Below are 23,063 nucleotides of genomic sequence, written 5' to 3'. Positions count from 1 at the left end.
AGCTAAACCTCGGGTTTCTCGATACGGGCAAAGGGGCGGTAATCCCCCCCCTTGAGTAGCAGATAGATATTGTAAGGTTCAAACTTACCGTCCACTTCCATTCCAGGGCTACCAATCGGCATACCTGGAACCACCAGGCCAATTCCACCTTCAGGCGGTGAAGAGAGAAATCGCAGGATATAACTGACAGGTACATGCCCCTCAAAAACATATTTGTTGTGCCATACCGCTGTATGGCACCCCTCCATTCCCCGAGGAATTCCCCATTGCTGCCGAACTTTTGTCATGTTCAGCTCAGAGCTACTGGATACTGCAATATCGTTTTCCCGCAAATAATCCACCCACTTATTACAGCAAAAGCAAAGTGGATGTTTATAAACAATAAAATTTTCAGCATCCCACTGGATTTTTTTCTCGGAGCCAGTTGAACTCACTGGCAAATTCAAAATTGTCAGTGCGAGTAGTAAACTTACAAATTCGCTATATCGCTTGAGCATAGTGTATAGCATAGGATTCGGTAGGATCAGCCCAGTATCGAACAGGCCTAAATCCCCCCTTCATTAACAGAGTATTAAAACTACTGATCCTGTACTTATGGCTATTCTCCGTATGAATAGTCTCACCTTCCAAAAAGAAAACCTTTTCTCCAGCAATGGAAACACTCTGCTCCTTGAGGCTAACTAAATGCATTTCCACTCGTTGCCGCAACGGTTGGTAGAAGGCACGATGGGAGAATGATGACAAATCAAAGTTGCCTCCCAATTCACTATTGATTCGTTGCAGGAGGTTCTTGTTAAATTTTTCGGTAATGTGTTCACTATCGTGATAGGCCCTTTCAAGAATCACCGAATCTTTAACCAGATCGGTACCTATCAATAGTCCATCCCCAGACCTCAAGTTAGCGGCAAATGTCTCCAGTAACGCTTCCGCCCTATCCGGCTCAAAGTTCCCGATAGTCGACCCCGGAAAAAAAACCACTCGCTTCCTCGATTCAATATTCGGCAGGTTGTCCCAGACTGCAGGCTGGGTAAAGTCACCGACTTCAGGCCAAACAGAAATGTGTGGCGTCCCCTTTTTGATGCGCTGGCTAGCCAGAAAGAGAATTTCCGGAGAAATGTCGATAGGATAATAGCCGCTGGGGCTTTCCAGTAACTGCAACAGGGCTTCAACTTTCTCACAGTTGCCTGCACCGGGCTCAACCAAAAGCGCCCCTGGCCCAATCTCCTCAGCAATATCCTGTAAATATCGATTAAATATCTCAGCTTCTGTGCGGGTTAAATAATAATCGTCAACATTGCATATTTTCTCAAACAACTGAGAACCCAGTTCATCATACAAATATTTACACGGTAAAGTCTTCTGATCGCCTGCCAAACCCTTTAAAACATCCTTTAGAAATTCATGCTCCTGGTGTGAACTTTCCTGAATCGATGATAAGGCCGCTTTCACATTTAGTCTCCTGCCAAACGGATACCGGTAAATTGCCACGATTGATGTGGGTAAAAGAAATTGCGGTAACTGATCCTGATATGGTCAGCAGGGGTTGCAAAAGATCCACCGCGCAGGACCTTTTGGTTACACATAAATTTTCCATTGTACTCACCCACGGCATCCTCCCTGGCCTTGAATCCGCGATAAGGTAGATAAGCACTGGAGGTCCACTCCCACAGATCTCCTAAAAACTGCATCTGCCCCTGCTGTGCCTGTAAAGGCCTGAAGTGGCGTTTTTCCAGAAAGTTGGCTGCTGCCATCTGATTCGGCTGGCGCAAATGACAAGCGGCAGCTTCCCATTCAAATTCTGTAGGCAGGCGCTTCCCTGCCCAGGTAGCAAAAGCATCTGCCTCATAAAAAGAAAGGTGGCAGACAGGCTCAACAGGGTTTAAGGGTAGCAAACCGTGGAGTGTGTACTGCTGCCAACCACTGTCAGTCAGCCGCCAGTAAAACGGATGCTTTTGACGATGCTTTTCTACGAGTGACCAGCCATCTGACAGCCACAACCGATGCTGCTCATAGCCACCATCTTCAATAAACTCAAGATATTCACCGTTAGTTACCAGGCGGGAGGCGATAAAAAATTCATCGACAAAATGCTGGTGTTCCGGCCCTTCATTGTCAAAACAAAAAGTGTCGCCATTACTTCCAATCCCATAGAAGTCCCTGGGTATCCTGAGCCAACGGAGCGGCTCCAACGCTCCGTCCTCATCCTCTGGATACAAATCCCGATAAGCCGGCGCCATAGGATTAGCGGATAGAGCATGCTTGATATCAGTCAATATCAATTCCTGGTGCTGCTGCTCATGGTTCAATCCCAACTGAACCAGTGCTGTCAGATTTTCAGAAATCGGGTACTGGCTAAGCAGGCTATGCATTGAATCATCAATGAATTTTCGATATTCATAGATTTGGGCAGTGTCCGGGCGCGATATCAGCCCCCTGTTGGGGCGCGCAAAGGGTGTGCCCAAGCTGTTGTAGTAAGAGTTGAACAGGTGGTTAAAGTGTGGATTAAACGCTTGATATCCAGGCAACCTGGTTGCCAGGATAAAGGTTTCAAAGAACCAGCTCGTATGCGCCAGGTGCCATTTGGTAGGACTGGCATCGGGCATGGATTGCAACTGCATATCCTCTGGGGATAGCGGCAACGAAAGATTCTCAGTCTCTGCGCGGACTTTCTGGTAATCATGGAGAAGTTGTTGTTCTACTTCCTCTAAAGTTACCTCACCGACATGTATTGCCATATTAGTAATCAACTGCGACACATTTCTTCTCTATTGAAATCATCATACGCAGTTTTAGGCGTAAACCTAGGGGCTTGCTATTCAACAGAGGGGGATATGCGCCAGTTTATTTTTCTCTTGCAGGAAAATAAAAAAAAGGGCCGGATGAACCGGCCCACTCTCTCGTCATGCTGACAGGAATAACTTAATAAAATAGAGCAAAAACTGCCTTATGTATTATTTATTTCAAAATTTAGACGCAATTTTCCCGATCTAAACATAGTTTATCGGCCAACGCCGACCCAAGCTCGACAATAGCGCCTATCTTTCCATGTTAATTAAAATCGTACCGTTAAATCGGCGCCGTACATTCTCGGCATAAAACGCCAAGCAGGGCTGGCACCAATGGCGGCACCGGTACCACCATAGCCACCGGCAATTTCTTCATCCGTCAGATTTTGTACCCAAAGCGCCAGGGAATAACTCTCTGAGGGACTATTCCAGGCAGCTCGCAGGTTGAACAACTGATAGTCTTCGACAATGCGTGTGCGGTCAGTAATCGAACCTATACGCTCATCAGTCCAGTTATAATCGCCACGGAATACAAACTCCCCACCGGAGACCAGGGCTACCGTGTACTCAGCCATTAGGTTGAGTTTGTTCTCCGGAGTCGATACGCGGGACTGGCCTACTTTCGAGTCTTCTTCTGTCTCACCAATCGCTTCAATGATCTGGTAGTCCGTAAATTCGGTATCCAGGTAGGAGTAATTACCGGCAACAAACAAGCTGTCGGTCACTGCCCACTGCACTTCAATCTCAGCGCCTGTACCTTCGGCGTCGGAGTTTCTCAGGTTATAGCTGGGTATGGGAGTACCCACTAAATCCAACTCCTGAAGATTATTGTATTCATAGGTATAAACAGAGGTATTCAGGCGTACTTGGTTATCAAACAAGCTGCTCTTGAGACCAACTTCGAAGTTAACAACATCCTCCTGGTCAAATGATGCCTCCACCCCGGGGCCAAAGTTAAGACTATTGAACCCGCCTGCTTTAAACCCGTCAGCGAGGGAGACATAAGTCATCACATCTTCGTTCCAGCGATAATCCAACACAATACGCCCGGAAAGATCACTCCAGCTATCGCTCAGCTTAGAGTCCAGCACAGGCTGACCATTATTGAAGAACGCAATTCCGAACAACTGCGACCCCAGGTCAACTTCTGGCAGGGTCAGACTGCCAATAACATTACCGTCCTCATCAACCAGACGCACCGCTCCACCAGACAGAGACAACGGAATACTGTTGCCATAGGCCGTCTGGATGGTGAAATCTTTTTGGTCGTAGGTATAACGAGCACCGACAGTAAGATCCATCTTATCGGTGATGCTCCAGGTCATATCGCCGTAAATAGCACTGGAGCGGTAATCACCAGTGTTGCGAACACTCTCACCCCAGTGTGCATCTGAGGCGATCCAGGGGTTGAAGCCCGGCACCATTTGCGCGACGACATCATCCGCGTAGAGCATGTCGCCAGTAATACCTGAAGCGCCAAGCTCAGCAAGTAAAGCATCTACCTGACCGGTCTGTAGCATTAAGTCATAGACAAAGGAGGCGCTGGCAACCCCTTCCAGTCCCGCCTCCTGTAACTGCGCGCGGGTTATAACAGCCAGATCCTCTTGCTCAGTTTGAGTCAAATCCGGATAGGCTGCCTTGACCCCTTCATACACGGCAAAGGACTCCACCGAACCAGTAGTAAAGTTGGCGTAAGTAGTATGATCGACTTCCTCTTCAGAGTAAGAGGCGCCCAATGTCCATTTGATGGTATCCGTAGCACCATTGAGACGGAATTCCTGGGAGAACTGGCTTTGATCATCAGTATTAGCCGACCCAAACATATAATCTGGGTTGGCGGTCCCATCCTCATCCTGTTGCAGATGAGCATCGAATTCGCTATAGGCAGTGATCGAGGTAAAAGTGAAATTATCGAAATCTTTGGTAATTGTCAGTGAAGTGCCAAAGGAATCCCGATCTTCAATAGTTGGCGTATCCAGGGCGTAATCGCCAAAAACATCCGTACCCTCTTTAAGGCTGGGTACTATGGTCGTGCGAAGAGCGCTGCCTTGATCCATCACCCCGTAGTTGGCGCGCCACAGTACCTCTGTATCTGTTGCCGGTTCCCACAACAAAGAAGCGCGATAGGTCTGGGTATCCTGGTCTCCCACTGAGAATCCATTTGCCAGGTTATCCGCATAGGGATCCCGGCGATTTGTGGACGCCGAAAATCGGCCATAAAGGTTGTCGGCAATTTGACGATTAACCAACAGGTCCGATGACTGGCGCTCATAATTACCCGCGGTCAGATTTAATTCTGTAGAGTCATCTGCCTGGGGTTTGGTAGTAATAATGTGAATCGCACCACCGGTGGCATTTCGGCCGAATAGCGTACCTTGGGGCCCTTTGAGGACTTCAACCCTCTCAATATCAGTCAAGGGTATCTCTGCACCGGCACTGCGGCCGGTATATACGCCATCTACATAAACAGCTACTGCGGGATCGGAGCCTATGGTCCAGTCATTGGTTTGCACACCGCGAATACTGTATGTCGGCTGCAGGGCGGTATCGTTGTGCATCTCGACGCCTGGCGTATACTTCCCCAAATCAGTCAAATTTTTGACACCAGCTTCTTTTATATTGTCCCCGGTAAAAGCAGAAATCGCGATAGGTACATCCTGTAGATTTTCCGCCCGCTTCTGGGCGGTAACGACAACCTCCTCAATTTCCGCGGCCTGAACATGACTGCCTACAGCGGTGAGGAAAGCAATGGTTCCAGAGAGGATGGAAAGATTGAATCTACGGTTTAGTACAGCTCTACCAACATCGTGCATCATCGCGTCCTCGCGTTTATTGTTATACAGCCTGATGTTTTCGATTTATTATTGTTTTTGTTATTGCACGCCATCTTACGGTTGCGTTTTCATATTGAAAACCCTGCGATGACTTTTTTATTGTGACCAGTCAGTTCTTAGCTGGATAGAAGTGAATGTCAGGAAAATCTGGGCTTTGGAGCCTTTTATATTGTCACTAAAAGTTACTCCCTTGTATCTCCCGGTAACTTGAGTAGTGATTTTAAAATTGCACAGAGAAGTGCTACCGACACCAATCCAGAGAATTAGCGGAAATCTCAATGACAAATTTTCCTTTTTTTAAAAGATATTTCTCTACGCTGTTATTGGGTTTTGGGGTAATAATTCTTTTATTTTTTATTGCCGCCTGGCTCTGGCTCCGGCAAAGCCTGCCGATTCTCGACGGAATTATCACCACAGGAGAATTAAAAGAAGCTGTTGTAATAGAGCGAGATACACAGGGTATTCCATTAATTCACTCTGAAAACCGAAGTAGTTCGGCCTATGCATTGGGTTTCCTGCATGCGCAAGAACGTTTTTTCCAAATGGATCTGTTACGGAGAAGTTCCGCAGGGGAATTGTCAGAATTACTGGGTTCATCCACAGTAAAACATGATCAAAAGGTACGCTTGCATCAATTTCGCCAACGAGCGGAACGCAATATTTCTGCGATGCCAGTGGAACAGAAGTCCCTGTTAGACCAATATGTCAAAGGCGTTAATTTTGGTCTGAATAATCTTGCAGCAAAGCCTTGGGAATATTTGTTGCTCGGCCAGGAACCCCGCCCTTGGAGCTCTGCCGACAGCCTGCTAACTATATACAGCATGTACCTGACGTTACAAAGTGAACGGGGCAGCTATGAATTTCGCGATACCGCTTTAGCCGAATTACTCCCAGCGGACCTTTACGCTTTTTATTTTCCCAAAGGGGGGCGATGGGACGCCCCATTATTTGGCGAGCCCCGTAAAAAAGTCAGCATCCCCGAAACCCCGATTTCCTCACTCTTGGAAAAACAGGACTCCATCGTCTATCAGCCTATGGAGAGTGATGACAAAATCTACGGCAGTAATAATTGGGTTATCGGCGGCAGCTTGACCGCGCACGGAGGTGCCATTCTTGCCAACGATATGCATCTCGGCCTCAGTGTTCCCAATATCTGGTATCGGGCGGGCTGGAGTATACCTGGCAGCAACCGCTTTATCCGTGGCGTCACCCTGCCAGGCGGTCCGATTATGGTTGCTGGAAGTAACGAGCTGGTCGCTTGGGGATTCACCAACACCGGCGGAGATTGGAGCGATCTGATCCCCTTGGAACTCAGTGAAGACGGCGATCAATATAAAACACCAGACGGTTGGAGAAACTTTGGTCTGAAGACTGAGTCCATCGCAATCAAAGGAGACGATCCAAAAGTCGTAGAGGTGCGCACAACCATCTGGGGGCCGGTAATCGGCACGAATCACCGTGGAGCTCCTCTCGCCTTCCGCTGGGTTGCTCATGATATTCCCGGCGGCAATATGAACCTGCTTAGCATGGAAGCGGTCCGCACAGCGGAAGAGGCACTAAACCTTGGCCCCTCAATCGGCATCCCCCACCAGAACCTGGTGGTAGGCGATAGTGAGGGCAATATTGGTTGGTCAGTAGCCGGTGCTATTCCCAAGCGAGTAGGCTTTGATGGCAGCCGATCAGTCAGCTGGGCGGATGGTAATGCCTACTGGGATGGCTATATAAGTGCACAGGAGTACCCCCGTTTATACAATCCTGAGTCCGCCCGAATTTGGAGTGCCAATGCTCGTATTGTCGACGGGGACTACCTGAAACTGATGGGCAACCACGGCTATGCCCTTGGTGCCCGTCAACAACAGATTCGCGACCGGCTTTTTGCTCAGGAGACATTCAATGAGCGCGATCTGTTAAAAATCCAGCTTGACGATCAGGCCCTATTCCTCGAGCGGTGGCAACAACATCTTCTTTCTCTACTGGAAGATCAGGAAGACTATCGCGAGATAAACGACCAGATTCAAAACTGGGGAGGCCGCGCCAGCGTCGACTCTGTTGGCTATCGTATTGTTCGCAACTACCGCCTCAAACTGATGGAGCTAACGACAGCGCCAATTTTGACCTATATGCGCCGTCATCAACCCAACTTTTCCTTTGGTCAACTCAAGCGCCAGTTTGAATACCCACTTTGGGAGATGGCCCAGAATGAGCCACAACAACTCCTCAACCCGGATTTTGAATCCTGGAACGCGATAAAGCTCGCGGCCCTGGATCAAGTACTGGAGAAAATGAGTCGTAGCAACCAGCCCCTAAAGCGACAGTCTTGGGGCGCTGAAAATATGGCAAAGATTCAGCACCCGCTGGGCAAAGCGATACCACCACTCAACTGGTTCCTGGCCATGCCTGCAGAGCCACTCGAGGGGGACACCCATATGCCCCGTTTCCAGTCCCCGACACACGGCGCGTCCCAACGCCTGGTTGTATCCCCTGGTCGGGATTCCCATGGTATTTTCCATATGGCCACGGGCCAAAGTGCCCATCCCCTGTCACCATTTTTTGGAAACGGCCATAAGGACTGGACGGAGGGGAATGCATCCCCACTTGCGAAACGCGAGACCCGCTACCGCCTCACCCTGAATTAAGGCCAGGCAGTAAGCCTTGAAATCAAGCGGTTTCATCAAGGATGGCGAAAGACAAAAATGTGGTGAAGAAGATAAGGGTCAGGACGAAAGGCAACGCCGGAAAGCAGAGCATCAGCGCTGCCGAGAAAATCCAGAGGTTTTTCACCCAGCTTTTCTTTTGCTGGTAGTGGTAGGTATAGCGCCGGGTATGGCTATCAGGCTCTGAGGGAACCGCAATTTCACGGACCGGAGGTAGAAAGAAGCGCACAAGATTGGTGCAATAAAAACGAATAAATGCAAACAGCATTTTGAACACCACACTGAGAGTACCTATTCAGTATAGGTACTCTCAGTGCCAATGCGCGCTTCCGCTAACTGGCTCAATCCGGCTGGTACCATTGGAGCTTTTCATGCAGGCTCACAACCCCACCGATAATAGTGAGTGTCGGTGCGCGCACCTCGCTAGCTTCCGCCAAGCCCGGCAAGCTGGCCAAGTCACCGACCACTACTCGCTGATCGCGGGTGGTACCCTTCTCAACCAAGGCAGCCGGCGTCTGTGGGTCAAGCCCATATTTAACCAGTTCTGCACAAATAGTTGGCAGTCCGGTAAGTCCCATATAGAAAACCAAAGTTTGCCCGGGACCCGCTAGCTCTCTCCAGGGAAGATCCAGGCTACCTTCTTTTAAATGCCCAGTAATAAAGCGTACGGATTGGGCGTGGTCTCGATGTGTTAACGGGATACCCGCATAGCTTGCACATCCAGACGCTGCGGTAATACCTGGCACCACCTGAAATGGAATACCGGCATCAGATAACTTATCGATCTCTTCGCCACCCCGGCCAAATATAAAAGGATCTCCCCCTTTAAGGCGCAAGACCTTTTTGCCCTGGCTGGCTAAATCTACCAGCAGCTGGTTAATATCATCTTGCGGTACCGCATGGAACGCTTTCCGCTTACCCACATAGATCCGCTCTGCATCCCGGCGCACCAACTCCATAACCTCTGGCGATACCAGTCGATCGTAAAGCACAACATCCGCTTGCTGCATCAAGCGCAGTGCACGGAAGGTCAGCAGATCGGGATCACCTGGACCACCGCCAACAAGGTAAACTTCGCCGACCGGACTGGGATTGCCCTGCCAATCATGCAACCCATCGAGAAATGCTTTTTCAGCATCTACCGGCTGCCCCGCCTCCATCCGGTTAGCAACTGGGCCGGCAAATACCCACTCCCAGAAATTTTTTCGCAGAGCCTCGGGAAGCGCCGTTTTCACCTTACTCCGCATCTGTGCTGCAAAGTTTACCAATGGCCCCAGTTCCGGTGATAACAGCGCTTCAAGCTGGGCTCGGATTCTGCGCGCCAACACCGGAGCAGCTCCGCCGCTACTAATTCCAATTGACAGGTCCCCCCGCTCCACGATGGCCGGAAAAGTAAAGGTGCACAATTCTGGCGCATCTACTGCATTAACAGGCAGACGCTGCGACTGGGCGTCCCTTGAAACCTCCGCATTAACGGATTCATCATCAGATGCAGCTACGACCAGCCCCACTTCTTGCAGGTACTTGCTCGAATAGCTGGATTGAAACCACTTCCCACCTGAATCAGCCACCATTTGCTGGAGCTCATCGGTAATATCCGGGGACACCACCAATAAACGCGCTCCCCCTTTGCACAACAGGCGAGCCTTACGTGTGGCAATGGAGCCACCTCCAACAATCAAACAGGGATGATCTTTAACATCAAATGCGAGGGGTAAATAACGCAACTTCTTATTCCATCAAATAGCGGGCAAAGTGAAACTCAGTTCTACAAACAAAAAAGGGCGAACTCTACGCTCGCCCTTTTGGAGTGCTACGCTCAGGAAGCTGAGATCACTTCCTGGCCTCGCATATAGGGCCGCAATACTTCGGGCACCTCGATACTGCCATCCTCGCGCTGGTAATTTTCCAGAACTGCGATGAGGGTACGGCCCACGGCGAGTCCGGAGCCGTTCAGTGTATGCACCAATTCAGGCTTGTTGGTTTCCGGGTTGCGCCAGCGTGCCTTCATTCGGCGCGCCTGGAAATCACCTACCAGGGAGCAAGAGGATATCTCTCGGTACTTATCCTGGGAGGGAATCCAGACTTCAATATCGTAAGTCTTGCGAGCAGAGAAACCGATATCGCCACCGCAGAGAATGACTGTGCGATATGGCAGGTTCAGCTTCTGCAAAATGGTCTCAGCATTTTGCGTCAGGGTTTCCAATGCCTCTTCAGACTGATCCGGGCGCGCCACCCAAACCAACTCTACTTTTTCAAACTGATGCTGGCGAATCATGCCACGAGTATCGCGACCGTGAGAGCCAGCTTCAGAGCGGAAGCAGGTAGTGTGGGCAACCAATTTATGCGGCAGGCTCGCACTGTCTTCAACAATATGATCGCGATACATATTGGTGAGGGGTACTTCCGCAGTCGGGATCAGGTAGAAACCACGATCATCTTCAATCTTAAACAGGTCTTCCTCAAATTTAGGCAGCTGGGAAGTTCCGTACAGGGAATCAGCGTTTACAACAACCGGGACATTGGTTTCCTGATAACCATGCTCTTCAACATGAGTGTCAAGCATAAACTGTGCCAAAGCGCGATGCAGACGCGCAACATCACCACTCATTACCGCAAAGCGGGAGCCGGTGAGCTTCACGGCCATCTCGAAGTCGAGGCCACCGAGATGTGTACCCAGATCTACATGGTCTTTAACTTCAAAGTCAAAAGTGCGCGGTTGGCCCCAACGACGAACCTCTACATTGTCGTCTTCACTCTCGCCTTCCGGTACCGAAGCGTCGGGTATATTAGGGATAGCAGACAGAATCGCATCCAGCTCTTCCTGCAATTCAGTCAGTGCATGTTTGGCATCTTGCAGTTCGCCACCGAGGGACTCCACTTCTTTCAAGAGCGGAGCAATATCTTCGCCATTTGCCTTGGCACGGCCGATATTTTTCGACTTGCTATTACGCTCGTTTTGCAAACTCTCGGTGCGCACCTGCAATTCTTTGCGGCGCTCTTCAAGGGCTTCAAGTTTGGCAGTATCCAGTTCTACACCGCGCTTTTTCAGGGCAGCGGCCACCTGGTCCATATCCGTGCGAATCAGTTTGGGATCGAGCATCGTTTCCAGTTCGCCTGTTATCAGGCTCCTACAACAGAGAAGTTAAATTAAAAGTACCGCATCGCCAGTGCGACAGCGGCAGCGGTAGCCAACAGGCAGCCAATAAGACTGCCGACAATATAGCCAAGGGCCACCAGCGGCTGGCCATTGTGCCACAGTATCAGGCTTTCTAGGGAGAAAGTGGAGAAGGTCGTCAGTGCGCCAAACATCCCGGTCATCAAGAGCAGGCGCCACTCCTCCCCCAACATAGCCCGGTGGGCGATCAGAACATAAACAATGCCGATCAAAAAAGAACCGGCTAAATTGACAATCAGGGTCCCTAACGGAAATCGTCCTTCGAAAACCGGGTAGCTCCAGATACTCACCAGGTGACGAAAAACTGCCCCAAGTGCGCCGCCCAGAGCAACTGCCAGCAACTGCATTTACCTGCTTCCTTTCTATCTATTTTTGGTTTCTGTAGCGCCGCCTGTCACTCTCGCGATTCAGTCGACGCAGTGTCTGCAGTTTTTCTGAGATCTTTAATTCCAGCCCCCGGGGAACCGGCTGGTAATACTCGCGATCGGCAATCTCTTCTGGGAAGTAATTTTCTCCCGCAGCAAAAGCGTCGGGTTCATCGTGGGCATAGCGATACTCAGCACCATGGGACAAGCTTTTTGCCAGTTTGGTGGGCGCATTGCGCAAATGCACTGGCACTTCGTAGCTGGGTTCCTGTCGAACATCCGCTACGGCGCGATTGTAAGCGGAGTAAACCGCATTGCTCTTTGCCGCTACCGCCAGATAAGTAATGGCCTGAGCGATTGCCAGCTCACCCTCGGGACTTCCGAGGCGCTCCTGCACATCCCAGGCATTAAGTGACAACTGCAAGGCCCTTGGGTCCGCATTGCCGACATCTTCACTGGCCATGCGCACGACACGGCGGGCAATATACAGCGGGTCGCAGCCCCCATCCAACATCCGCACAAACCAGTAGAGAGCCGCATCCGGGTCCGATCCGCGCACTGATTTATGCATGGCTGAAATTTGATCGTAGAAGTAATCGCCGCCTTTATCGAAACGGCGAACATCGGCACTAAGGACCTCGGAGAGTACATCCTCATCGACGATCAACCCCCCAGCTTCCTCTTTGGCCAGGTCGCAGGCAACTTCCAGCAAGTTTAAAGCGCTGCGTGCATCCCCATCTGCCGCCCGGGCAATTTTGCCCAATACCTCTTCAGGGATATTAACGTCCCGCTCTCGCAACTGCTGGTCAGCTTGCAGCGCAAAGTGCAGTAAACCCAGCAACTCCTCTTCGGGAATACTTCGCAACAGATAAACCCGACAACGGGAGAGCAGTGCATTGTTTAACTCAAAAGCAGGGTTCTCGGTCGTCGCGCCGACAAAGGTTACTGTACCCTCCTCCACGTAGGGAAGGAATGCATCCTGCTGGGCTTTATTAAATCGATGCACTTCATCAACAAATAAAATGGTATGGCGGCCAGACTGTATTCGGTGCTGCTCAGCCTCGGCCACTGCCTGGCGAATATCTTTAACTCCGGCGAGTACCGCAGACAAAGTGGCGAAGCGAGCATCGCACTCTTCAGCCAAAAGTCGCGCGAAGGTGGTTTTACCCACACCAGGAGGGCCCCACAAAATCATTGAGTGCAGCTGGCCGCGCTCTACCGCCTCCCGCAAAGGTTTGCCCTCCCCTAATAAATGCGACTGGCCCACATAGTAAGCCAGAGATTTCGGCCGCATCCGGGCCGCTAAGGGCTGATGGGTTTTGGGAGTATCGAACAGATCACTCATCTTTAATAATGTCAGTACCAGCCGGGGGCTTAAAATCAAAAATAGAAGCGGAAAGTTTTGGGTTCGCCTTAATGGCGCTGAACTGGATTTCGGTAATTTGCCCCATACCATCGCGCACGGTCATTGCTGACGGCAAGCCATTTTTGGCAAATCGAATTTCCATTGCCTTAAAAGGGGCCGATGGGTTCTTGGGGGTCAGGTGATAAACCCCTTCTTTCTGGCTTACATTAAACGAACCCCGAATATCCTCTACTTCACCCCCTAACAACAGGGCCGGGGTGTCTTTAATACGAGCATCCACAGGGCGAACCGTTACCTGCTCCAGGTCCGGGTCATAAAGCCATAGGGTTTTATTGTTCGTCACCAGCAACTGGGCGTAAGGCTCGCCAGTTTTCCAGCGCAATTTGCCCGGGCGTTGCACAGAGAAACTGCCATTGCTCTTTTGTGTGACCTTGCCGCGCTCATCGATAAGCGTCTGCTTAAAATTGCCCGACAGCGCCTCCAATGGCTTGAGTAAATCACTCAGCTCATCGGTGGCATCAGCCCAGGCTGCACTGGCGGCAATACTGATTGAAAGCAGCAGACCCTGCAGAATTCTTTTCATTATGGAATCCCAACGTAATGATTTCCTTAAAGATTAACCCCTACAAAGTGAACAGTGGCTTAACCCGCCACGGCTCCCAGGGCCAAACTTCCATCAAGCTGGCGGTGGTGCCAGCACCTCTCGATTGCCGTTGTGGCCCGCCGGAGATATAACCCCAGCCGCCTCCATGGCATCAATAATTCGAGCCGCGCGATTGTAACCAATCCGCAACTGGCGCTGCACAGAAGAGATTGACGCCTTGCGGGATTTTGTGACGAAGGCTACGGCTTCATCGTAGAGCGCATCGGCTTCCGGGTCTTCATCTTCACCGCCTTCAGACTGTAATCCAGGCACAGGAATACTGTTATTACTGTCGTCGACAATGCCATCGATATACTCAGGCTCACCGCGACGGCCCCAATCGGCGACAACCTTATGCACTTCGTGATCGTCGACAAAGGCACCATGGACACGAACAGGAACTCCACTACCTGGCGGTAAGTACAACATGTCACCGTGGCCCAACAGCTGCTCCGCACCACCCTGATCAAGAATTGTGCGGGAATCCACTTTCGACGAAACCTGGAAGCCAATTCGGGTAGGTACGTTTGCTTTAATCAAACCGGTAATAACATCCACTGACGGGCGCTGGGTAGCAAGTAACAGATGAATACCTGCAGCACGGGCCTTCTGGGCGATTCGCGCAATTAGCTGCTCCACCTTCTTGCCGACAATCATCATCATGTCGGCAAATTCATCGATCACAACAACGATCGCTGGCAGCGCTTTCAGGGCAGGTGCCGTTTGTTCATCTTCCGGCACACTGGAAGCGGGGTCTGGCTGCCAGATAGGGTCGATTAAGGGCTCACCGGCCTCTTCCGCCTCTTTCACTTTGCGGTTAAAGCCCGCAAGGTTTCGCACCCCCATTGCCGCCATCAACTTGTAGCGGCGCTCCATCTCACCAACACACCAACGCAAACCGTTGGCAGCATCATTCATATCGGTGATTACTGGGGTCAACAAATGCGGAATGCCCTCGTACACCGATAGCTCCAACATTTTCGGGTCCACCAGGATAAGGCGGACTTCATCGGGCGTGGATTTATATAGCAAGCTCAACAGCATTACGTTGATGCCCACAGACTTACCCGAGCCCGTGGTACCAGCTACCAGCAAGTGGGGCATCTTGGCCAGATCGGCCACAACCGGCTGGCCGGAAATATCGTGACCCAGTGCCAGCGTTAAGGGCGATTTAGCATTGTCGTAGATATCTGCTGACAACACCTCGCTGAGGCGTACCATCTGTCGGTTTTCGTTGGGTATCTCAATACCCACAACTGACTTGCCCGGAATCACCTCGACTACACGCACACTGATCACCGCGAGCGAGCGGGCCAGGTCTTTTGCCAAGTTGGAAATCTTACTCACCTTCACGCCGGGAGCCGGCTGAATTTCAAAGCGGGTAACTACCGGTCCCGGCAGTACAGATACCACTTCGGCAACAACACCGAAATCTTTCAGCTTGAGTTCCAGCAGGCGCGACAGTGCTTCCAGGGACTCCCTGGAGAAGCCGGCCTTCTTATTTTGGTCCGCGGGATCGAGAAGACCCAACGGCGGCAGGGTTCCGGTAACTGGGCCACTTTTGAAAAGCTCCCGCTGTTTTTCCTTTGCCGCCCTGGGGCTCTGCTTGGGCTTGGGCGCAACTGGTTCGATCTTCGGGGGAATTCGCTTAGCAACTCGCTGCTTCTCTTCTTCCACGGCGGCCTTGCGCACCACTATCGCTTCCCGGGCAGCTCTCTGCTCATTGCGTTTTTGGCGCCAGCGCTGATAGAGGCTACCCAACAAAGCAAACAGGCCCAATACATTCTTGCCAATCGCCTCGGCCAATTTGAGCCACGACAAACCGGTAAATACAGTTACACCGATAGCAAATATTGCCAGCAGCAGAATGGTTGCCCCTACATAGCCGAGGCTTGAGCCCAGTGCAGACGCCACAGCACTGCCAATGATACCTCCATTGGTGAACGGCAAAGGGTTTTCTGCGGGATCAAAACACAGAGTTGCAATTGCCGCCCCGCTGACAAGCAGCAGCATCAGGCCAAAAACCCTCAAAGCAAATAGAGGCAAATGAAAACGAGCATTGCGGTCGCGAAGGATGTGATAGGCGCGCAGGCCAATCAGCAGGGGGAACAGGTAAGCCATCCACCCCAACAGAGACAAACACACATCTGCCAACCAGGCACCGGCCGGACCAATGGCATTGTGCACCTGCTGGGAGCTGCCAGTTTGCGACCAGCCCGGATCTTCTGCACTGAAGCTTAACAGGCTGATGGCGAGTAACAGCGCACCAGCCAACAAACTGATCAGGGCACCTTCGCGAACGAGTCGGGCGATCAGTGAGTCTGGCAATGCATTACTCTCTGCAGGGCTTTTTTCAGTTGCGCTTTCGGCCTTCAATGGCTTACCTCGATAATTCTGTACTTTTTTATGTCCACTTGTATTCGCCAGGGATTATTGGGGACTCAAATCTCCAAACCCTGAGACAAAATTCTGTCTTGCTTATAGAAGAAAGCAACTCCACCTAAACATTTTACAATTTACGCTTTCAGATTGCGCCTTACGAGCCCTAACACACACTGTATTTTTGTTGTTTGATGGCAGTATCGGAAAACCTGGAGAACCTGGAGCTTTTCCTAACCACTATTCTCTTCTAAATTTATCGGTTTGTACGTGCGATAGATGCAATTTGGAATCATCATTGAGATATCCTGCCCGGAATCCTCCCAGCAAACTTCATCAATGATCGCCTGGGTAACCCTCTCACGAAGGTAATTGTTCAAAACTTCCAATTTATACTGATCTCCGCCCAGCTCAGCCTTCAGCTTGTCGTGGGTGCTATCCCGGTAATAGGTTCTGGATACCAGCTCTATTTGTTTAAAGCCTGCATCGATAAGCAATTGCAGCACCTGATCTTCCCGCAAGAAGAATCGGTCAAAGAGTAGCGATTCCCTATGTGTCAGGTATGACAACTTTCTCTTTTGGGCACACAATAAGTCCTGGACCCCGGCAGAAGTTGGCATTAAGTCCCAAATTAACAGGGGTCCTCCCGGTTTGAGAACCCGATACCCCTCCTGAAGCACCAGAGGTTGATCTCTATAGGGCACTTCGTGCAAGCCCATTTTGATGGCAACAGCATCAAATAATTCACTGGGATATGGCAGGTCCCGCCCATCTCCAATAGTGATATCCGCAGCGAGTAACTGAACATCTGGATCAAGCTTTTCAAGCTGAGAAAGGTGGGAATCACACAGGCTACATTGAATAACAATGCCCTGTGCCCGGGCAAACTTAAGCAGATAACTGCTCAGGGCCCCTCTCCCACACATCAGATCGAGGACTCGGCAGCCGTCACCGAGCCCCAGCGCCATGGCAAATTTTTCAAACTCTTCAGGCTTCCCCTCACAGGTGACAGCCCCATCTGCTTTACCACCGTATCCATCAGAAACAATCTCGCATCGAACTTGCAGATTGAGCGAGGTGAACAGATCGAGCAGGTGCGGAGGGCCGTGTAAACTGGCCCGGTGATCCCCATTCGGCTCCAGGTCAACGGAAAAGCGCAGCGAGTAACTATCGTCAATAATTTCAGACACGAAAGCCTGGGCTTCCTCACTTAAGGTCAAGAAGGTTTTAGGATGCCCCAACTGTTCCTGTTTCAAATTTATGGGTATGAACTTTCTCTTGTAGCGCATATCGATCCTCAATTTTTAAGGGGTCTAAGGATCTGCTTGAAGGGAAAATGTCCCTGGGCAGCTGTCACAATTCCTGCCACTCCCACAATCAGTAATTTTAATTCGTAACACCATATTCCTCCCAAAAAGACCCAGCAGTCCGCTCATAAAAAGTGGAACTTTTTATTATATTTCAAGATCTTACGATCAATGTTTAGAGACAAAAGCAGCTTCAGCTGCGGGCTTGATCAGGTTGAATAGACACTATCAATCGAAGAAATTAAGGCAAACTATTTCGCCGAATGGTAAATATCGCCTATTATATCGCCCAATTTAATAGTCTCGCCTGATCAAAAAATGGACGGGCATATGGACTCCCAGTCTATTGGGTAAATTTCGCAAATTGAGAGTTTTAAAGAGTACTTCATGAGCAATAAGCATCATCGACTGATCATCCTCGGCTCAGGCCCCGCCGGCTATACGGCAGCGATTTACGCTGCCCGCGCAAACCTGAATCCAGTTGTTATCACTGGTATGCAGCAGGGTGGCCAGCTGACCACTACCACTGAAGTGGAAAACTGGCCAGGCGGTATTCCGGAACTTCAAGGTCCGGATCTGATGGTGCAAATGCAACAACACGCAGAGCGATTTGAAACAGAAATCATCTTCGATCACATCGAATCGGTTGACCTCAAAGAGCGCCCGTTCACCCTGAAAGGTAACGAAACCTACACTTGCGACTCTCTGATTATTGCCACCGGCGCCTCTGCTCAGTACCTGGGCCTCCCTTCCGAAGAGGCTTTCCAGGGTCGCGGCGTCAGCGCCTGTGCAACCTGTGACGGCTTTTTCTATCGCGACCAGAAAGTTGCTGTTGTGGGCGGTGGTAACACCGCTGTTGAGGAAGCTTTGTATCTCTCCAATATCGCCAGTGAAGTGACCTTGATTCACCGTCGCGACGAGCTGCGTGCAGAGAAAATCCTTCAGGACCGCCTGATGGATAAAGTGGAAAACGGCAATATCAACGTTTGCTGGCACAATACCCTGGACGAGGTTCTCGGGGATGATAATGGTGTAACCGGAGTGCGCCTGCGCAGCACCAAGGATGACTCCACCCAGGAACTGGACGTCTCTGGCGTATTTATTGCTATCGGTCACAAGCCAAACACAGGTATCTTTGAAGGCCAGCTTGAAATGAATGGTGGTTACCTCATTGTGGAGAGCGGCCTGAATGGCAATGCCACCCAGACCTCTGTTCCCGGTGTATTTGCCGCAGGTGACGTATCCGACCATATTTACCGCCAAGCTGTGACTTCTGCGGGTACCGGCTGTATGGCCGCCCTGGACGCCGAGCGCTTCCTCGACGCCGAGAAGTAACCTGAACCCCCGGGCAGAAGTATCTCTGCCCGGCCCACCCTTATACCGACAGGAGTCAGATCGTGGCAGGGAACACCCAAAGCCGCCTGATGTGGCTCGACCACACCGTTGTCGATTTCCCCCCTACTGAATTTGCACTGGATGACCCAAACGGCCTGCTAGCCGCCGGTGGAGGCCTGACCCCCGAGTGGCTTGTTGAGGCCTATCAAAGGGGTGTCTTCCCCTGGTATTCAGATGACCAACCTATCTTGTGGTGGAGCCCCTCTCCTCGCTGCGTGGTTATCCCACGAAACTTTCGTATTGGCCGCACTTTGCGCAAAGTGTTGCGCCGAGGAACCTTCTCGGTCACCTTCGACCAAGCCTTCCCCGAAGTGATCGAGGCCTGCCGCGAGCCCCGGGCGGATGAAGCCGGCACATGGATCACCGATGAGATGTGCGAGGCCTATATCGATATGCACCATCAGGGATTCGCCCACTCAGTGGAGGTTTGGCGCGGTGGTCAGCTGGTTGGGGGACTCTATGGTATTGCCCTGGGACGGGTATTTTTTGGTGAGTCCATGTTTCACCGGGAGACAGACGCCTCAAAAGTCGCTTTTGTCCACCTCGTTCGGCAATTAGAATTGTGGGGCTGTCCATTGATCGACTGCCAGGTGAGTAACCCTCATCTCAGCAGTCTTGGAGCAGTGGAGATGTGTCGTAAGGATTTCGAACAGCTGCTGGCAGACGGTGTTAAACAGCCGCACTTCCCGCAGCCCTGGAAGCTTTCGTGGACTTATGGGTAAATACTCTCAGCTGGATTCAGTGCGCCTACTGGCCACCCTGCCCCACCCGTGCGGCTACCTGCCGGACCGGGAGGCCACCACGGTGTTTGTCGACCCCCAAACCGAGGTGGACCAGAGGCTTTATAACCGCCTCTCAGAGCTGGGATTCCGTCGCAGTGGTGCCTACCTGTATCGCCCCCAGTGCGCGACCTGTCGTGCCTGCGTGCCGGCTCGCGTGCCAGTGAGCCTGTTTGTCCCCGATCGCAACCAGCGCCGCTGCTGGAAACGCAATAAGGACCTGGACATATTCCATATCGAATCCATCGATACGGATGAACACTACGAACTCTACGCACGCTACATCGAGCAGCGCCATGCAGATGGGGAGATGTATCCGCCGAGTCGGGAGCAATATCGCAGCTTCCTCAGCCAGGCCTGGGGCTCCACTCGATACATTGAGCTGAGAGCCAGGGGCAAACTGGTTGCCGTGGCTGTGACCGATATCCTGACTGCAGGACTGTCGGCCATCTATACTTTCTTCGATCCCGATGAGGACAAGCGGAGCCTGGGCAGCTATTGCATTCTCTACCAGATTGAATGGGCGAGACGTCTGGGGTTACCCAATCTTTACCTGGGTTACTGGATCGAGCAATGCCATAAAATGGCCTACAAAAGCCAGTTCCGCCCGATTGAAATGCTAAAAGAAAACCGCTGGAGCCTTAAATCGCTCTAGTTCAATTCACACTCCCTTTGCTCTATCTTGCCTTTTCGTGCAAAATGCTCGCCCGTCAAGCCGCGGCTAGGCCAAAGAGCCTCCGGGGTAAAGGTCTGATCAAGTTATTGTAAGGTTGCTGCCGCATGGCAAAAGACGATTATATTGAAATGGAAGGCGAGGTGATCGACACCCTGCCGAACACCACTTTCCGCGTAAAGCTGGAAAACGGACACGTGGTAATTGCGCACATCTCCGGAAAGATGCGCAAAAACTACATTCGCATTCTCACCGGCGACAAGGTGAAAGTGGAGCTGACTCCATACGACCTGAGCAAGGGCCGCATTACGTACCGCGCGCGCTAATTCGCTCAGAGGCCAAATTCCGCAAGGCAATTTGGCCCGAATTAAAAAAGCCACCTTCCGGTGGCTTTTTTATTGCTTGGCTGGAACTAATTTATTTTAGGCAGGCACCGCCGTTTTAATCGCCAGCTCATCATCTTCAATTGTGACACAAACACGCCCCCCCTCTTCCGCCAGCTCACCAAAGAGCACGGCTTCCGCCAGAGGCTTGCGCAGCTTGTCGCGAATCAGGCGAGACATAGGCCTCGCTCCCATTTTCTCGTCATAACCCCGCACTGCCAGCCACTCACGGGCCTCATCATCGACAACCAAAGTCACTTTGGAGTCATCCAACTGCGCCTGCAGCTCAACGATAAACTTGTCCACTACCGTCTTCACCACCTCCAGAGGCAGGGAGCGGAACTGGATAATATTATCGAGGCGATTGCGGAATTCCGGAGTAAACATCTTTTTGATCTCCTCCATCCCATCGGTGGAGTGATCTTGATGGGAGAAACCGATCGAACGGCGGCTCATCACCTCAGCGCCCGCATTGGTAGTCATAATCAGGATGACATTCCGGAAGTCCGCTTTGCGGCCATTGTTATCAGTCAGAGTGCCGTGATCCATCACCTGCAGCAGCAGATTGAATACTTCGGGATGCGCCTTCTCAATCTCGTCGAGCAGCACAACACTGTGGGGATGTTTGGTCACCGAATCGGTCAGTAAACCGCCCTGGTCAAAACCAACATACCCAGGAGGCGCACCTATCAAGCGGGAAACCGTATGACGCTCCATGTACTCGGACATGTCAAAGCGAATCAGCTCGATACCCATTACCTTTGCCAACTGACGACAGAGCTCCGTCTTGCCAACACCGGTGGGTCCCGAAAACAGGAAGGAGCCTATAGGCTTCTCTTCAGAACCCAGCCCCGCGCGACTCAACTTAATTGCCGTACCCAGGGCATCAATGGCGCTATCCTGCCCAAACACCACCATTTTGAGATTGTCATCGAGCCGTGACAGCTGCTCCTTGTCAGAAGCAGACACACTCTTGGCGGGTATTCTCGCCATCTTGGCGATAACCATCTCAATCTCACAGACCCCGATAACCTCTTTGCGGTCCTCTTCAGGCAACAGGGATTGGTAAGCTCCGGCCTCATCGATCACATCAATGGCCTTATCCGGCAGGAACCGCTCGGTGATATGGCGACTGGAGAGCTGGGCTGCAGCATCCAGAGCCCCATCGGTAAAGCGGACCTTGTGATGATCCTCAAAGCAGCTTCTGAGCCCTTGAAGAATCTGCACAGTCTCCTCAACCGAAGGCTCACTGACATCAATCTTTTGAAAACGGCGAGATAGAGCGCGATCTTTTTCAAAGATACCGCGATATTCAGTAAAAGTTGTGGAACCTATACAGCGCAATTGACCGCTGGAAAGTAGCGGCTTAAGCAGGTTGGAGGCATCCATGACGCCTCCTGAAGCGGCGCCGGCCCCGATGATGGTGTGGATCTCATCAATAAACAGTACGGCGTGCTCACGCTTCTTGAGCTCAGCCAACAGGGCCTTAAAGCGCTTCTCAAAATCACCGCGATACTTGGTTCCCGCCAACAGGGAGCCGAGATCCAGAGAGTAAATAGTGCTCTCTTTCAAAGGCTCAGGGATATCCTCATCGACAATACGCCGCGCCAATCCTTCGGCAATTGCGGTCTTACCTACACCGGACTCACCAACCAGCAATGGATTGTTTTTGCGGCGACGAGCCAGAACCTGAGTGACGCGCTCCACTTCAGGGGCACGACCAACCAGTGGATCAATGCGACCAAGAATTGCCTCCTGGTTGAGGTTGGTGGCATAACTTTCCAGGGGGTCGGAACCACCAGGCTCAGCACCCCCACTAATTTCCTCATCTACCTGCTCAGGTGCAGTATCAGAACCGTGATGGTGATTATTACCACTGGAGCCAACGCGGGAAATTCCGTGGGTGATGTAGTTGACTACGTCTATCCGGGCAACACTCTGCTGCTTCAAGTAGTAAACAGCCTGGCTCTCCTGCTCACAGAAAATAGCAACCAGGACATTAGCTCCCGTAACTTCCTTTTTACCGGATGACTGGACATGGAATACGGCCCTCTGCAGGACCCTCTGGAAGCCCAGAGTCGGCTGAGTTTCGCGGTCTGTATCTGCCTCCGGGATCAACGGTGTTGTGGAGTCTACAAACTCCAGGAGTTCACGGCGCAATGCACTTAAATCCGCTCCACAAGCATGTAGTACATCTGCTGCGGACTCGTTATCCAAGAGCGCCAGCAATAGGTGCTCAACGGTCATAAACTCATGCCGTTTCGCTCGAGCACCTTTGAACGCTAGATTAAGCGTTACCTCTAAGTCCTTGCTGAGCATCT

Annotated in this window: 18 protein-coding genes; 5 read left to right on the top strand and 13 right to left on the bottom strand. The window is 51.4% G+C overall.

Annotated features, from left to right (window positions below; genetic code table 11):
- Positions 1-2 precede the first annotated feature (2 nt).
- The 4 genes from BTJ40_RS10190 to BTJ40_RS10175 form a co-directional block, all read right to left on the bottom strand.
- Complete coding sequence (locus BTJ40_RS10190) at positions 3-434, bottom strand: DUF411 domain-containing protein (protein WP_238152187.1); 432 nt, start codon at positions 432-434, stop codon at positions 3-5.
- Positions 435-480: 46 nt separating this feature from the next.
- Entirely contained in the window at positions 481-1,449 is a 969-nt protein-coding gene (egtD, locus tag BTJ40_RS10185; protein ID WP_108732988.1) for an L-histidine N(alpha)-methyltransferase, read from the bottom strand.
- A gap of 2 nt (positions 1,450-1,451) precedes the next feature.
- Entirely contained in the window at positions 1,452-2,756 is a 1,305-nt protein-coding gene (egtB, locus tag BTJ40_RS10180) for an ergothioneine biosynthesis protein EgtB (RefSeq protein ID WP_238152186.1), read from the bottom strand.
- A 296-nt stretch (positions 2,757-3,052) separates the two neighbouring features.
- The gene (locus BTJ40_RS10175; RefSeq protein ID WP_108732987.1) at positions 3,053-5,602 is read right to left on the bottom strand and encodes a TonB-dependent receptor; all 2,550 of its coding nucleotides are present in this window, start codon (positions 5,600-5,602) and stop codon (positions 3,053-3,055) included.
- Positions 5,603-5,898: 296 nt separating this feature from the next.
- On the opposite strand from BTJ40_RS10175, the gene BTJ40_RS10170 reads away from it, so the two are divergent.
- Positions 5,899-8,256, top strand: a complete 2,358-nt coding sequence (locus BTJ40_RS10170) for a penicillin acylase family protein (protein ID WP_108732986.1) — start codon at positions 5,899-5,901, stop codon at positions 8,254-8,256.
- Positions 8,257-8,278: 22 nt separating this feature from the next.
- Here the strand turns inward: BTJ40_RS10170 and BTJ40_RS10165 are convergent, their stop codons facing one another.
- The 8 genes from BTJ40_RS10165 to BTJ40_RS10130 form a co-directional block, all read right to left on the bottom strand.
- Positions 8,279-8,542 (bottom strand): hypothetical protein, encoded by a 264-nt coding sequence (locus tag BTJ40_RS10165; RefSeq protein WP_108732985.1) that lies wholly within the window; start codon positions 8,540-8,542, stop codon positions 8,279-8,281.
- 73 nt (positions 8,543-8,615) lie between these two features.
- On the bottom strand, positions 8,616-10,001 hold the full coding sequence (cysG, locus tag BTJ40_RS10160; RefSeq protein WP_108732984.1) for a siroheme synthase CysG: 1,386 nt from the start codon (positions 9,999-10,001) through the stop codon (positions 8,616-8,618).
- A 92-nt stretch (positions 10,002-10,093) separates the two neighbouring features.
- On the bottom strand, positions 10,094-11,377 hold the full coding sequence (serS, locus tag BTJ40_RS10155; protein ID WP_108732983.1) for a serine--tRNA ligase: 1,284 nt from the start codon (positions 11,375-11,377) through the stop codon (positions 10,094-10,096).
- 47 nt (positions 11,378-11,424) lie between these two features.
- Positions 11,425-11,799, bottom strand: coding sequence for a fluoride efflux transporter CrcB (gene crcB / locus BTJ40_RS10150; protein ID WP_108732982.1), 375 nt, complete (start codon positions 11,797-11,799; stop codon positions 11,425-11,427).
- Positions 11,800-11,818: 19 nt separating this feature from the next.
- Entirely contained in the window at positions 11,819-13,162 is a 1,344-nt protein-coding gene (locus tag BTJ40_RS10145) for a replication-associated recombination protein A (RefSeq protein ID WP_108732981.1), read from the bottom strand.
- Positions 13,155-13,766 carry an outer membrane lipoprotein chaperone LolA gene (gene lolA, locus BTJ40_RS10140; protein ID WP_108732980.1) on the bottom strand — a complete coding sequence of 204 codons (612 nt, stop codon included), beginning with the start codon at positions 13,764-13,766 and terminating at the stop codon, positions 13,155-13,157. The genes BTJ40_RS10145 and lolA overlap by 8 nt, the downstream gene beginning before the upstream one ends.
- A gap of 93 nt (positions 13,767-13,859) precedes the next feature.
- On the bottom strand, positions 13,860-16,202 hold the full coding sequence (locus BTJ40_RS10135; RefSeq protein WP_108732979.1) for a DNA translocase FtsK: 2,343 nt from the start codon (positions 16,200-16,202) through the stop codon (positions 13,860-13,862).
- A gap of 236 nt (positions 16,203-16,438) precedes the next feature.
- A complete protein-coding gene (locus BTJ40_RS10130; RefSeq protein WP_108732978.1) occupies positions 16,439-17,494 on the bottom strand; it encodes a methyltransferase domain-containing protein in 1,056 nt (351 codons plus the stop codon).
- Between the two features lie 405 nt (positions 17,495-17,899).
- On the opposite strand from BTJ40_RS10130, the gene trxB reads away from it, so the two are divergent.
- From trxB to infA, 4 genes are all read left to right on the top strand, one after another.
- A complete protein-coding gene (gene trxB / locus BTJ40_RS10125) occupies positions 17,900-18,847 on the top strand; it encodes a thioredoxin-disulfide reductase (RefSeq protein WP_108732977.1) in 948 nt (315 codons plus the stop codon).
- An 89-nt stretch (positions 18,848-18,936) separates the two neighbouring features.
- Complete coding sequence (gene aat, locus BTJ40_RS10120; RefSeq protein ID WP_108735235.1) at positions 18,937-19,629, top strand: leucyl/phenylalanyl-tRNA--protein transferase; 693 nt, start codon at positions 18,937-18,939, stop codon at positions 19,627-19,629.
- A complete protein-coding gene (locus tag BTJ40_RS10115; protein WP_108732976.1) occupies positions 19,622-20,341 on the top strand; it encodes an arginyltransferase in 720 nt (239 codons plus the stop codon). Before aat ends, BTJ40_RS10115 begins: the two co-directional genes overlap by 8 nt.
- A gap of 125 nt (positions 20,342-20,466) precedes the next feature.
- The gene (gene infA, locus BTJ40_RS10110) at positions 20,467-20,685 is read left to right on the top strand and encodes a translation initiation factor IF-1 (protein ID WP_010130378.1); all 219 of its coding nucleotides are present in this window, start codon (positions 20,467-20,469) and stop codon (positions 20,683-20,685) included.
- A 96-nt stretch (positions 20,686-20,781) separates the two neighbouring features.
- Here the strand turns inward: infA and clpA are convergent, their stop codons facing one another.
- Entirely contained in the window at positions 20,782-23,061 is a 2,280-nt protein-coding gene (gene clpA / locus BTJ40_RS10105; RefSeq protein ID WP_108732975.1) for an ATP-dependent Clp protease ATP-binding subunit ClpA, read from the bottom strand.
- Between the last annotated feature and the right edge of the window lie 2 nt (positions 23,062-23,063).

Source organism: Microbulbifer sp. A4B17, assembly GCF_003076275.1.
Taxonomy (GTDB): Bacteria; Pseudomonadota; Gammaproteobacteria; order Pseudomonadales; family Cellvibrionaceae; genus Microbulbifer.
The sequence above is the reverse complement of the archived record's forward strand: the minus strand, read 5'-3'. Positions and strand labels throughout refer to the sequence as shown.

Coding starts and splice junctions, on each gene's coding strand:
- BTJ40_RS10170 (WP_108732986.1), top strand. CDS start 5,899: ATGACAAATTTTCCTTTTTTTAAAAGATATTTCTCTACGCTGTTATTG.
- infA (WP_010130378.1), top strand. CDS start 20,467: ATGGCAAAAGACGATTATATTGAAATGGAAGGCGAGGTGATCGACACC.
- crcB (WP_108732982.1), bottom strand. CDS start 11,799: ATGCAGTTGCTGGCAGTTGCTCTGGGCGGCGCACTTGGGGCAGTTTTT.
- trxB (WP_108732977.1), top strand. CDS start 17,900: ATGAGCAATAAGCATCATCGACTGATCATCCTCGGCTCAGGCCCCGCC.
- clpA (WP_108732975.1), bottom strand. CDS start 23,061: ATGCTCAGCAAGGACTTAGAGGTAACGCTTAATCTAGCGTTCAAAGGT.
- lolA (WP_108732980.1), bottom strand. CDS start 13,766: ATGAAAAGAATTCTGCAGGGTCTGCTGCTTTCAATCAGTATTGCCGCC.
- BTJ40_RS10145 (WP_108732981.1), bottom strand. CDS start 13,162: ATGAGTGATCTGTTCGATACTCCCAAAACCCATCAGCCCTTAGCGGCC.
- aat (WP_108735235.1), top strand. CDS start 18,937: ATGTGGCTCGACCACACCGTTGTCGATTTCCCCCCTACTGAATTTGCA.
- BTJ40_RS10165 (WP_108732985.1), bottom strand. CDS start 8,542: ATGCTGTTTGCATTTATTCGTTTTTATTGCACCAATCTTGTGCGCTTC.
- BTJ40_RS10130 (WP_108732978.1), bottom strand. CDS start 17,494: ATGCGCTACAAGAGAAAGTTCATACCCATAAATTTGAAACAGGAACAG.
- BTJ40_RS10175 (WP_108732987.1), bottom strand. CDS start 5,602: ATGATGCACGATGTTGGTAGAGCTGTACTAAACCGTAGATTCAATCTT.
- BTJ40_RS10115 (WP_108732976.1), top strand. CDS start 19,622: ATGGGTAAATACTCTCAGCTGGATTCAGTGCGCCTACTGGCCACCCTG.
- serS (WP_108732983.1), bottom strand. CDS start 11,377: ATGCTCGATCCCAAACTGATTCGCACGGATATGGACCAGGTGGCCGCT.